Source organism: Mycobacteriales bacterium (assembly GCA_035995165.1).
Classification (GTDB): domain Bacteria; phylum Actinomycetota; class Actinomycetes; order Mycobacteriales; family CADCTP01; genus CADCTP01.
On record DASYKU010000077.1, the window covers coordinates 48,538 to 60,356 of the forward strand.

Genomic DNA, 11,819 nt, shown 5'->3' on the forward strand with positions numbered 1-11,819 from the left:
ACGCTCAGCCGTCCAGATCGCCGGTGCGGCGCAGCTCGGTCGCGAGGATCGCGGCTTGCGTGCGGCGTTGCATGCCGAGCTTGGCCAGCAGGTGCGACACGTAGTTCTTCACGGTCTTCTCGGCCAGGAACATCCGCTCGCCGATCTGCCGGTTCGTCAACCCCTCGCCGATCAATGCGAGCACCGTCCGCTCCTGGTCCGACAGCGTCGCGATCGGCCCTCCCTTCTCCACCGCCGTGCGCATCCGCTCCAACACCCTGGCCGTCGTGCGGGGATCCAACAGCGACTGTCCACTCGCGACCATACGGACCGCGCCGACGAGGTCGGTGCCGCGGATCTGCTTGAGCACGTAACCGGACGCGCCGGCCATGATCGCGTCGAAGAGCGCGTCGTCGTCGGCGAACGAGGTCAGCATCAGGCAGCGCAGGTCCGGCAGCTGGGAACGCAGCTCCCGACAGACGGTCACGCCGTCGCCGTCCGGCAGCCGCACGTCCAGGACGGCCACGTCCGGCCGCACCGCCGGCACCCGGGCCAGTGCCTCCGCCGCGGTCCCGGCCTCGCCGACCACTGTCAGGTCCGGCTCGGCCTCCAGCAACTCGGCGACGCCCCGCCGGACCACCTCATGGTCGTCGAGTAGAAATACCGTCACGGTCCGGGCGGCCGCCTCAGTCACGGTCGCCATGCTCGCACGAGCCGGCGCCCGGGGCGACGCTCACGGCCTCGCGGGCGATCGCGGAGACGAGGTCGGTGGCGGTGACCAGCCCGAGAATCACGCCGCTGCGGGTGATGACCGGGACGGCGTCACAGTGGCTCTCGACCATGACGCGGGCGACCGCCGCGGCGGGCTCGTCGGGGCTGACGCTGCGGACCCCGTGCCGGACGACGTCCCCGACCTTGCGCCGGTGCGGTGCGTCCGGACCACCGGCAGGCCATTCGGCCAGCACGGTCCGGTCGTCAAGGATCGCCGAGAGGCCGTACTCGTCCAGCACGGCGAGGTGGCGGACGCGACTCTCGCGCATCGCCGCCCACGCCGCGGCGAGGCTGTGCTCCGAAGTGACCCCGACCACGGGCGTGGACATCAGCTGTTCGGCGCTGACCGGATGCGTCGCGTTCATGCCACCACGCTAAGCGACGTCGGCGGTTCGGACCGGAGTCGTCGGTCAGGTCTCGAGGGGACCTTCGACCCTGTTGCAAGCCCCACGAGCGTCACGAAGCCGCCGGCCGCTCGGTCCTGGACGGCCTCGTCGAGCGGGCTTCGGTATCCAGAGTTGCCCCAGTGGCGAGCAACCGGGGCCCACGTCCGTGTCCTCCTGGCTCGTCGTGATTCCGGTGGTCGGACGCCCGCGTCCTGCGGGCGGGGGGCCCTTGAGAGGGCCTGCCAGTGCCTTCCAGCAGGACCGGTCATGCCTGCGCATGACCGGTCCTGCTGGAAGGAGAGTGCGTCGCGTCAGACGGCAGCTGCGACCCGCGGCGGGCTGAGGGCCGCCACCGGCTCGTGGCGGGCGTGGCGCAGGCCCAGCCCGGCGAGCAGGAGCAGCAGCACACCCGCAGCCGTCGAGATCCACGCCGCGATCCAGGCGAGGCCCGCCATCGTGTCGAAGGCGTAGGCGTTCAGCAGCAGACCCCGCAGCGTCTCGCCCCGGAAGAGGGTCTGCACCTGGCCGGCGAGCTTCTGGTCGGACGGGTTCGCCAAGGACTTCGCGCTGACCTGCGCGTAGGTCTGGCCACCGGCGACCTCGGAGAGGTGGACCTTGATGTAGTGGTCGGCGAAGGCCTTGGCCTGGGCGCCGGTGGTCATCTTCTGGCCGGCGTACTGGGCGATCACGGCCTGTTCGGCGGCCGGCAGCGAGGTGATGCCTTCGGATCCGGCGGCGGGGAAGGCGATCTGCTGCTGGGTCAGCTGGTCGGCAACCTGGTTGTGGACGTAGCCGTGGGCGTAGAACAGCAACGCGGCCGCGGCCAGCAGTGCCACCCCCATGACGGCCCCAGTGACCGAGACGAGCCTGTCGATAATTTTGCGAGTCACGGTGAGCTCCTCAGTCGGATCGGGTGCTACGCAGCTATCGTCGCCGCGTCGAGTGGCCCACCCGAAGGGACCAAGGTCCCTATAGACATGGGCCTTGGACCCGACCGTGGGACCGGCCGGCCGCGACCGGATGGCGTGGCCGACACCCAGCGGAGCCTTCAGCCACGATCCCGAGCGGACGGCCGGGCGGCGAGGGTCGCCACTGCGACCAGGAACCGCTCGACCGCCGGTTCGGAGCACCCGGACGCCGACCGCACCGGCGATGACGTCCTCCTGCCGCGTCGACATCCCGACGCCGGCCTCACCGCGGGCGACGAGCGTCCCGGGCCGGCCCCATCTGGCGTCCTCGAGGAGCTCGGCGAGCCGGCCCCGCTGGACATCCCGGCCGTACAGCGCGGCCCGTCGATACCGGCGATCCCGGCCATTTGACCGGGTCGAGCAGTCCGCGTCGCGCCCACCCTCTGCACCACCACCTCAGGAGAGCGAGGCCGCGATGACCATCGCCACGCACACGCGACGCCGTCCGTCACCCGCCGAGACGTCGGCTGGGACCGGACGCGGACCTCTCGGCCGACGCGCGTGATCAGCGCAGCAAACGCCATGCCCGGGCTGTCCTACGACGTCGGCGGCCATCGGCTGCACCTGAACTGCAGCGGATCCGGCGGCCCCACCGTCGTGCTGGAGAACGGGCTCGGTGAGACCTCCCCGCTGTGGAGTCGGATCACGGAGACCGTCGGCAACGACACCAGGGTGTGCGCCCACGACCGTGCGGGCCAGGGCTGGTCCGGCGACGCCCCGCGGCCGCAGGACGCCCGGCAGATCGCGGCAGACCTGCACACGCTGCTCGGCCGCGCTCACGAGAGCGGCCCGTACGTCCTCGTCGGTCACTCCACCGGCGGCCCCTACGCCCTGACGTACGCAGCGCAGTACCCCACGGAGGTCGCCGGAATGGTGCTGCTCGACTCGGCCAGCCCCGACCAGTTCACCGTGCTGCCCGACTCCCCCGGCCAGTACGCCACCAGCCGCCGGCTGACAGCGCTCGCCCCGAGCCTGGCCCGCCTCGGCGTCGCGCACCTCCTTCCCTCCTCCTCAGGCCTTCCGGCGCGGGAAGCGGCGCAGGTACGGGCGTTCGCCACCACCGCCCGCGGCCTGCGCAGCATCCGCGACGAATTCTTCGTCTACCCCGCTGTCTTCGAGCAGGCGCAGGCGCTCACCATCTCCGGACGCGCCATCGAGGACGTCATCCGCTCCGTGCGCACCGGCGCTCCGCTCCCCGTGCGCTGAGCAACGCCACCGCAACCACACGCCGCTGTCTACATCCCGAGGAGCCACCATGCGCATCGCCGAACACGCCCACCACACCGCCGCCGAAAGGCCGCAACCGGCGCCGGACAACGGACCCCGCAGGTCGTGGGCGGTGCTCGCCGTCGCCCTCACCGCGCAGATCCTCGTCGTCCTCGACATCTCCGTCGTCAACACCGCACTGCCCACCATCGGCCGTTCCCTGCGGCTGGACGGCGGTGACCTGCAGTGGCTGGTCACGGCGTACCTGCTGCTCTCCGGTGGTGGCCTGCTGCTCGGCGGGCGCATCGCCGACCTGCTCCCCCGGCGGCGGGTCTTCCTGGCGGGCCTGACCGTGTTCACCGGCGCCTCGCTGCTCAGCGGCTTCGCCGGCAGCGCCGCCGAACTCATCGCCGCCCGCGCGACCCAGGGGCTCGGCGCGGCCCTCATGACACCAGCCGCACTGTCCATCGTGATGACGACCTACTCCGGCGCCCAGCGCCGCAAGGGACTCGCGCTGTGGGGTGCGGTAGGCAGCCTCAGCGTCGCCGGCGGCGTCCTGCTCGGTGGTGCCCTCACCACCTGGGCCGGCTGGCAGCTCATCTTCTGGATCAACGTCCCGATCGGCGCCGTCGCCCTCGTCGTCGCGCTCAAGGTCCTGCCGAAGGACACGACCACCCGCGCGGACCTCACCCAGCTCGACCTGCCCGGCGCCCTGACCGCCATCGGCGGCCTCACCGCGCTGATGTACGGCCTCGGCGGCACCGCCGCCCACGGGTGGCTCTCGGCCCGGACCCTCGCCGCGCTCAGCCTGTCGGCCCTGTTGCTGGCGGCGTTCGTGCTCGTCGAGCGACGCGTCCCGCGGCCGCTCGTCCCGCCGCACACCTGGAAGATCCGCACGCTCGTGTCCGGCACGACCGTCATGCTCGGCGTCACCGGCCTCCTGGTCGGTACCGTCTTCCTGACCTCGATCTTCTTCCAGACGGTCCTGGGCTTCTCCGCGCTGCGCGCCGGCGTCGCCTTCCTTCCGCTGGCGCTGGCCATCACCGCGGGCGCGCACCTCGCGGGAAAGATGCTGGCGCACGCCGCTCCGCGCACCATCGCCGCGGCCGGCCTCGCCCTCTCCGCCACCGGAGCCGCTCTGTTGTCGACCGCGTCCGGATCCGCGCACTTCGCCCCCGACCTGCTGCCCGGTCTGCTGATCGTCGGCCTCGGCGTCGGACTGGTGTTCGTCCCGGTCTCCGTCACCGCGATGACGGGCATCCCGCCGCAGCATGCCGGCCTGGCATCCGGATTCCTCATGACCGGCCACGAGGTCGGCGCCGCCCTCGGCGTCGCCGTACTCGCCGCCGTGGCCGCCACGGCCGGCGGCCTCACCAGCCCGGCCGGCGTCGCCGCCGGCTTCTCCCGCGGGTTCGTCGCCGCCGCCGTCATCGCGGCAGTCCTCGGCGTCGTGGCCTTCGTCCGGATGCCGTCGACCCTCGCCACCGACGGCGCCGCGTCCGGGCACATGCACTGAGGACCGGCTGCGCCTCCGGCCGTCACCGGCTCCGGGAACTGGTCCCAGCCGGTGGCGGCGCGGTTCCAGGCGGCGCGGCTCAGGAGCCGCAGTCCGTTGAGTCGGTGTGCCCGTGCGGACAGGTCGACGATCTTCGGCAGGATCGCGAGCCCATCGCGGACGATGACCGCGTCCGAGGTTCGAGGGCGACGTCGGAGCCGCGCCGGCCCATCGCCACGCCTGGATTCGCGGCGGCCATCGCCGGCGCGCCGTTGACGCCGTCACCGACCAGCAGCACCCGCTCCCCCCGCGGTCTGCAGGGCGGTCACGGGGGCGACCTTGTCGACCAGCACTACGACGCCGTCCGCCCAGCCGACTCCAGCTCGACTGGGCCGCCCGTCGAGCAGGTCCTGCAGCGGGTGGTCGCGCCGGTAGTCATCGTCGGTCAGCTCCGGGAGACGGTGCGGCACGACCAGCTCGGACAGGGTCTGGACAAGTGACCAGAACGCCGAGATCCGCCGTCTCAGTCCGGCGACCCGTCGTTCATGCGCCGACCGTGTGGTCTGACTCGGCTGAAGACACATGTTGTCTCGGTTCAAGGCTAGTGCGTGGCAGGGACCCACTGATCGGCGAGCGTGGAGACCCATGCCTCCACGAGCCGAGCGTCGCTGGGTGGGCTGTCGACGATCACCATCTCGTCGACGCCCAGGTCGGCCAGCGCCTGGAGGTCGCCGACCTGCGGTTCGCGGAGGGCGACGGCTCGGCGTATGCCGCGTATATCACGGTCCGACCGCCGACACTCGTCCTCCAGGTAGCCGAGGCGTTCAGCCACCGCCGCGACGCCGGCCAGGTTGAAGCCGTACCACCCGTCGCCCCACGTGGCCACCCGACGTAACGCAGCGTCTGTGTTGCCGCCGACCACGATCGGAATCTGACGCTCGCGGACGGGTCGGGGATTGACCCGCACGGAGCTGAAGCGGACGAACTCACCGTCGAACGACGCGACGTCGTCGCGCCACAGGGTCCGGATGGCGGCCACGTACTCCGTGGTGCGCGCGCCACGGCGCTCGAAGGGCACCCCCAGCGCGTCGAACTCGTCGCGTGACCAGCCGATGCCCACACCCAGGGTCAGCCGACCCCCCGAGAGCGCGTCCAGGGTCGCGGCCTGCTTGGCGATGACGACCGGGTTGTGCTCCGGCAGGAGGAGCACGCCGGTCGCGATGCCGATCGTCGAGGTGGCTGCGGCGGCGAAGCTCAGGCCAATCATCGGGTCGTTCCAGTCCGCAGTCGTCGGCACCGCGATCTGGCCGTCATCCGCGTACGGGTAGGGAGATGTCGACTGGTCCACCATGACGACGTGCTCGCCCGACCACAGCGTCGCGAAACCGGAGGCTTCAGCCGCCTTGGCCACGGCGTCGACTACGTCTCGCTGGGCACCGGTGCCGATCCCCAGCGCGTGGAGCCCGATCTGCATGCTCAATTGGTAGGTCCTATCTGGTGGCGGTGACGTGCCGGGTACTGAAGATCGCTCGACAGCCCTACTACCGGTGGCTCGCCGCGCCGGTGACCGCCGCCGAATGGGCAGCGTCTCATCGGGCGAACGCGATCTTCGACGCCCACCGCGACGACCCCGAGTTCGGCTACCGGTTCCTGGCGGATGAGGCCCGCGACGCCGGCCGGGTCATGGCCGAGCGGACGGCGTGGCGGGTCTGCTCGGACAACAACTGGTGGAGCACATTCGGCGAGCGCCGGCGCGGCAAGAACTCGCATCCGCGTTCTGAGCGGTACCCAGCGGGCCGTCCTTGCCTGGTTCGCCTGGACGCAACAGCGCCCCAGCCGTCACACACCACGCCAGCGGACCTGACCCCGACCGGATGGGTGGTCCTTCAGGAGTGGTCGAGTTGGAAATGCCAGACGGTGGTGGACGCCTTGTCCCAGGCGGCGCGGGTCGCGGCCGGAATCAGCGGCAGCAGGCTCCAGGGCCAGTCCGCCCACTGGCCTACGGTGATCTCCTCCGGCGGTGCCGCCGGCTCGTCGGGCAGTGTGGGGCGAGGCTCCTCGCACCGCCGGACGCGCAGCCCCACCGGCAGTGCCGCGCGCAGGTAGTCACCGGTGCTGTGGCGGTAGGTCGGCGCCAGTCCAGGCTCGCCGGCCGGACCGGGCGAGTGCACCACCGAACCGAGCATCACCAGGTCCCGGTGCACGTCCGAGACCACCAGGTGCCCGCCGGGCCGCAGCACCCGCGCGAACTCGGCCATCACCGGTGCGAGCGTCGGCACGTGGACCAGCGCCAGCGCGCACACGACGACGTCCACCGCACCGTCGGCCACGGGCAGCCGGTCCAGGTCGCCGCGCAGGAACGTGCCTTCTGGCACCCGCACGCGGGCCCGATCGAGCATCTCCGGCGAGCTGTCCAGGCCGAGGACCCGGTGGCCCTGCGCGGCCAGGTAGGCGGCGTATCGGCCGGTGCCGCACGCCGCGTCGAGAATCGTGCCGGTCGGCAGGGCCTCGAGGATCTCCTGCGTGACCGGCTCGTCGGAGTCGAAGAGGCTGTTGCGCGGCGCGTCGTAGGTCGCCGACCACCGCCGGTACGCCCCCGGCAGGTCCCCGTGCCGAACGGCGACCCCAGCGTGGTCGGCCAGCACCGGCTCGTCCAGCAGCCGGCGCACCTCGGCCAGGCGCGCCCGGACGAACGCCTCGTCGTAGTCGCCGGCCCACGCCCGCAGTAGGGCCAGACCCTCGACCCCCAGCAGGTAGGCCAGCGGATGCTGGTAGATCACCGGGCGACGGTAGCCGGGGGCCGTCAACCCTCTCCACGCAATTAACTGTTCGCCCTGCCCGACGGATGAACCCGAAGACCCCGCTACGCGTCCCGCGCGGCGGGGGAGGCTCGTACGTCCCGCGCGCAGTGCGGCACTAGCGGAAGAGCCGCTTCGCGACGGTGCGGATGTCGGCTTGCGCGAGCTGGTCCGCCGACTACCTGTCGGGCGTGCCGGCGCCGGACGGGCCTGGCCTGACGGGCTCGTCCTTGCGGCGGAGGAGGGCGCCTCGGGCGATCGCGTGAGAGATCAGCAGCACACCTGGGATCTGCCCCAGGTGCTGCAGCGACCGCGCATCGAGGCCAACTGTGCTCGAGAGGCTCCCGGCAGGGAACGCAAAGAACACCGCAGACAGGGCACACACCGCAATCGCGGCGAGCATCTGCCCGGCTCCGGGATGCCGCGCCTGCAGCGCGTAGAGCCACACCCCGACAATGGCCGTCATGGTGACGCTCTCACTGAGCAGTAACGGCCCGGTCCTGCCAACGTCGGTCGTCGCGATCACCACCAGGTAGGTCAGCAGACCCCCGACGCGCAACACGATGACCAGCCGGGCCAGCCGCCGACCGAACAGCTCGGCCGCCGACGCCGCCAGCATGTAGGAGATCGCGACAGCGACAAGCACCCCGACCGCGACCCAGCTCAGATCCGAGGCACGCCGCGTGCCGTGGAAGAGCAGATGGTGAGCCGCGCCAGCCAGCGCGGCCGCGCCGGCTGACCACAGCATCAGCGCCCAGTAGCGGTGCACGCCCGGGGTCCGCTGCAGCCGCCCGGCACACCCGACGAGGACGGCGCCCAGCACTATGTCCGTGACACCGGCTGCGACCTCCTGCACACCGGCAGCCTAGGCCGCAGCGTCCGATGTCCCAGCCACGTTGACGGCCCTGCGCCGCCCGACGATGGTCAGCGGCCGAGGCAGCGGAGCGTCCCGGCACTGACAGCGGCAGCTGCTGCGTCGAGCCCAGCCGGCGACGCACCGCCGACCCGGCCCCCGGCTGGCTCGACGCCAGACGGCTGGTGCACGCCGACGCGGTGCCACTGTGAGGCGTGCGACGGCGTGTCCGCCGGACGTGGCGGCCACCGACCACGAGACACCCTGCGGAACGCAGCCCCCCGTACCGCCGAGAATGCCGACGACTCTCGTCGGTGCCGCCGGTTAGGTTTCTCCGGTGGAGGAGCAGCTGCCTGCTGGCGGCCACGAGCTGTCGCCCGCCGAGATCGCGGCCCTCGACGCCCGCTGGGCCTCCTGCTGGACCCCGAGGGAGATCGCCGACCGCCTGACCGGAATCGACACGCCCTGGTACGTCGTCGCGGGTTGGGCGCTGGACCTGTTCCGCGGCGAGCAGACGCGCGAACACGGAGACCTCGAGATCGGGGTGCCCGCGGCGCGCTTCCCCGAGGTCCGCGACCGCTTTCCCGGATACGCCTTCGACGCCCCCGGCAACAGCCGGATCTGGGAGAACGCCACCCCGGACGTGCTCGCGGCCCTGCACCAGACCTGGCTGCGCGATCCGGCCACCGGCAACTACCTGGTCGACGTGTTCCGCGAACCCCACGACGGCGACACCTGGCTCTGCCGCCGCGACGAGACGATCCGACTCCCCTACAGCGACATCATCCTGCGCACCGATGACAGCATCCCGTACCTGGCACCCGAGATCGTCCTGCTGTTCAAGGCCGCCGCCGCCCGTCCTAAGGACCAGGCCGACTTCGACGGCACCGTCCCGCTCCTGACCGCGGTCCAGCGCGAGACCCTGGCCGAACTCCTCGACCGCGTGCACCCGGGACACCGCTGGCTCGCCGACCTGTAGGCCCATCCAGCCGGCCGTCGGCAGCCACGTCGAGCGCCGCGCGGACTCGCTCGTGCCACCCTCCCGTCTCGGTCAGGTCCATACCCGCGACTGCCCGGGACGCCGAGGACCTCGAGCTGTGCAAGAGCGTCGGCGGCGTTCCGCGTTCGAGAAGAAGTGCCGCCGGACGCACGAGACGTCCGGCGGAACGCCCACGCCCACACTGGTCACGCTGTCGTTGAAGATCGCGTTCGTCGGGGTGGCGGCCGCCGCGTTGATGGCCACGGATGAGATCGTCAGCGTCGCCGGCGCGGCTTGCGCTGGTGAGCTCAGGCCGAGGAGCAGCGCGCCGAGCGCTGCGACGGCCACGCCGAGTCTCCTGAGGTACATCACAACCTCCGATTCGTTGCCGATTCCAACTGGACGGCAACATCAGTTGGAGCCGGCGCGAGACCTGATTGCGGTTTCGCGCGCGCACCCGGCCGCCGGAGTGCGCCGGAGTGGACGCTGCACCCTCCAACGACTCGTTGGCGAAGTGATCGCCTCTGCCTTTCCCGAAGACACTCCCGGCCCTTGACGAACTGGCGACCTACCGTCTGAACCGACCCGACCCCGAGCGACCCGGGGTCGCGCCGGTTCGCGCCTACACCCCGATGCTGCGGGAGATCACGGCGGCTGCGATCTCCACAGGGAGGGGGCTGGTCGAGTCGAACGGCAAGTGCTCGATCGCTGATCACATGCGCTCGGAGTCGGTCGTCGACGCCCGAGAGATGGCCGGCTGGCGCGACCGGCCGGGACCTGGAGCCATTGTTCACAGCGATCGCGGCGGCCAGGGCACGCAGACATGGGCGGATGTTCGCGGGGTTGGCGGGCGGTGCGACCGGTCATCGGTACAGTTGCGCGCATGTGTGCTGGCGCCCCCGTGACTTGTCCCGCCGCTTCCGCTGACGGCGCTGGGACAGTCTGCAGGTAAGTCTCTCGGTTCCGCGCCGCCGGCTTCCTGTCGGGCGGCCAACCCGCGTTGCCCGGCCCCTGCCATTTCTCAGGAGCCGCCGCATGTACGCACACCAGCACCCCGAGCCGACCGATCCGCGCGTCGGACCTGCAACCGTTTACCTGATCGTCGGCCTTCCCGGCGCGGGAAAGACATCCCACGCGAAGGAACTGGAGATCAGCGCGCCGGCTCTGCGGCTCACGCCCGACGAGTGGCAGATCGCGTTGTTCGGCGAGCGGAACCCACCGGACAAACGTGACCTCGTCGAGGGCAAGTTGGTTCAGCTCGGCATGCGGGCCGCAGAGCTGGGGATCAATGTCGTCCTCGACTTCGGGTTCTGGGGCGCGGACGAACGATCAGCGCTCCGCTGGATCGCCGGCGCAGTCGGTGCCCGAAGCCAAGTCGTTTACCTGCCGATCGACCAGGAGGAGCAACGCAGGCGAATCACCAATCGGTTCGCAACCACGCCCGATCAAACGTTCCACATGAGCGACGTCGAACTCGAGCAGTGGCGGGCTCAGTTCCAGACGCCGGACGATGACGAACTGCGGGGTTCTCCTATTCCACCCGTCCCACCGGAGCACGCGACCTGGTCGCAGTGGGCCTCGCGGCGCTGGCCATCCCTGCCCGACCAATACACCTCGACCGCTGCCGACTCGCGCTAGTCACTCAAACCATGACTCTCGCGTCACCATGCGCTCGTCGGCACAAACGAGCCTTTGCGGTCCATGAGCGTCGTCCAGCGCGCCGCGCGGCACGTGCGGACGTGAGGCCGCGCTGCCCGAGAGACGGGCCCGGTGGGGCGGCGTCGCGGGTCACGCTGCTCTGCTCGAGGATCATCATCGACCAGATGCTCTAGGTAGACGGGAGATGCAGGTCGATGAATGGTTCGCAGGCACTGATCACCAGCCTGGTGGACGCCGGGGTGGAGGTTTGCTTCATGAACCCCGGCACGTCGGAGATGCATTTCGTGCACGCGCTGGACTCGGTGCCACGGATGCGGGGCGTGCTGGCGCTGTTCGAGGGCGTCGCCACCGGCGCGGCCGACGGTTACGCGCGGGTGGCCGGCCGCCCGGCCGCCGTGCTGCTGCACCTCGGCCCCGGCCTGGGCAACGGCCTGGCGAACCTGCACAACGCGCGCCGCGCCCACACGCCGCTGCTGTGCATCGTCGGCGCGCACGCGACCTACCACGCGCGGTACGACGCGCCGCTGGAGTCCGACATCGCGGCCGTGGCCAGCACGGTGTCAGGGTGGGTCCACACCTCGGGTACCACGCGCCGGGTCGCGGCCGACGCGATGCGCGCGCTGGCGGCCGCCCAGGCCGACGGCGGGCAGGTCGCGACGCTGATCCTGCCGGCCGACGTGTCGTGGACGGAGGGCGCGCAGACCGCCGCACCCTGGGCGCCGCCG

General features: G+C 71.4%; 12 protein-coding genes. 5 read left to right on the forward strand and 7 right to left on the reverse strand.

The features are described from left to right. Nucleotides 1-4 precede the first annotated feature (4 nt). The 3 genes from VGP36_12605 to VGP36_12615 form a co-directional block, all read right to left on the reverse strand. On the reverse strand, nucleotides 5-682 hold the full coding sequence (locus VGP36_12605) for a response regulator transcription factor (GenBank protein ID HEV7655556.1): 678 nt from the start codon (nucleotides 680-682) through the stop codon (nucleotides 5-7). Continuing rightward, nucleotides 666-1,115, reverse strand: coding sequence for a CBS domain-containing protein (locus VGP36_12610; GenBank protein ID HEV7655557.1), 450 nt, complete (start codon nucleotides 1,113-1,115; stop codon nucleotides 666-668). Before VGP36_12610 ends, VGP36_12605 begins: the two co-directional genes overlap by 17 nt. A gap of 332 nt (nucleotides 1,116-1,447) precedes the next feature. Next, nucleotides 1,448-1,978 carry a hypothetical protein gene (locus VGP36_12615; protein HEV7655558.1) on the reverse strand — a complete coding sequence of 177 codons (531 nt, stop codon included), beginning with the start codon at nucleotides 1,976-1,978 and terminating at the stop codon, nucleotides 1,448-1,450. A 627-nt stretch (nucleotides 1,979-2,605) separates the two neighbouring features. Here VGP36_12615 and VGP36_12620 point away from each other — a divergent pair. Together VGP36_12620 and VGP36_12625 are read left to right on the forward strand one after the other, a co-directional pair. Then, nucleotides 2,606-3,310, forward strand: a complete 705-nt coding sequence (locus VGP36_12620; GenBank protein HEV7655559.1) for an alpha/beta hydrolase — start codon at nucleotides 2,606-2,608, stop codon at nucleotides 3,308-3,310. Nucleotides 3,311-3,359: 49 nt separating this feature from the next. Beyond that, complete coding sequence (locus VGP36_12625) at nucleotides 3,360-4,826, forward strand: MFS transporter (protein ID HEV7655560.1); 1,467 nt, start codon at nucleotides 3,360-3,362, stop codon at nucleotides 4,824-4,826. 260 nt (nucleotides 4,827-5,086) lie between these two features. On the opposite strand, the gene VGP36_12630 is transcribed toward VGP36_12625, so the two are convergent. From VGP36_12630 to VGP36_12645, 4 genes are all read right to left on the reverse strand, one after another. Beyond that, nucleotides 5,087-5,275, reverse strand: a complete 189-nt coding sequence (locus tag VGP36_12630; GenBank protein ID HEV7655561.1) for a hypothetical protein — start codon at nucleotides 5,273-5,275, stop codon at nucleotides 5,087-5,089. 131 nt (nucleotides 5,276-5,406) lie between these two features. Further along, a complete protein-coding gene (locus VGP36_12635; GenBank protein HEV7655562.1) occupies nucleotides 5,407-6,279 on the reverse strand; it encodes an LLM class F420-dependent oxidoreductase in 873 nt (290 codons plus the stop codon). 412 nt (nucleotides 6,280-6,691) lie between these two features. Continuing rightward, entirely contained in the window at nucleotides 6,692-7,585 is an 894-nt protein-coding gene (locus VGP36_12640; protein ID HEV7655563.1) for a class I SAM-dependent methyltransferase, read from the reverse strand. A gap of 196 nt (nucleotides 7,586-7,781) precedes the next feature. Beyond that, on the reverse strand, nucleotides 7,782-8,459 hold the full coding sequence (locus VGP36_12645) for a hypothetical protein (GenBank protein HEV7655564.1): 678 nt from the start codon (nucleotides 8,457-8,459) through the stop codon (nucleotides 7,782-7,784). A 334-nt stretch (nucleotides 8,460-8,793) separates the two neighbouring features. On the opposite strand from VGP36_12645, the gene VGP36_12650 reads away from it, so the two are divergent. From VGP36_12650 to VGP36_12660, 3 genes are all read left to right on the forward strand, one after another. After that, the gene (locus tag VGP36_12650; protein HEV7655565.1) at nucleotides 8,794-9,435 is read left to right on the forward strand and encodes a hypothetical protein; all 642 of its coding nucleotides are present in this window, start codon (nucleotides 8,794-8,796) and stop codon (nucleotides 9,433-9,435) included. 1,035 nt (nucleotides 9,436-10,470) lie between these two features. Then, nucleotides 10,471-11,073 (forward strand): ATP-binding protein, encoded by a 603-nt coding sequence (locus VGP36_12655; GenBank protein HEV7655566.1) that lies wholly within the window; start codon nucleotides 10,471-10,473, stop codon nucleotides 11,071-11,073. A gap of 215 nt (nucleotides 11,074-11,288) precedes the next feature. Further along, nucleotides 11,289-11,819, forward strand: a 531-nt coding sequence (locus VGP36_12660; protein ID HEV7655567.1) for a thiamine pyrophosphate-binding protein, incomplete at its 3' end; no start/stop codon positions are given.

Bases quoted from the DNA above. Each gene is read 5' to 3' on its own strand.
- VGP36_12605 (HEV7655556.1), bottom strand. From the start codon at position 682: ATGGCGACCGTGACTGAGGCGGCCGCCCGGACCGTGACGGTATTTCTA.
- VGP36_12610 (HEV7655557.1), bottom strand. From the start codon at position 1,115: ATGAACGCGACGCATCCGGTCAGCGCCGAACAGCTGATGTCCACGCCC.
- VGP36_12615 (HEV7655558.1), bottom strand. From the start codon at position 1,978: ATGGGGGTGGCACTGCTGGCCGCGGCCGCGTTGCTGTTCTACGCCCAC.
- VGP36_12625 (HEV7655560.1), top strand. From the start codon at position 3,360: ATGCGCATCGCCGAACACGCCCACCACACCGCCGCCGAAAGGCCGCAA.
- VGP36_12635 (HEV7655562.1), bottom strand. From the start codon at position 6,279: ATGCAGATCGGGCTCCACGCGCTGGGGATCGGCACCGGTGCCCAGCGA.
- VGP36_12655 (HEV7655566.1), top strand. From the start codon at position 10,471: ATGTACGCACACCAGCACCCCGAGCCGACCGATCCGCGCGTCGGACCT.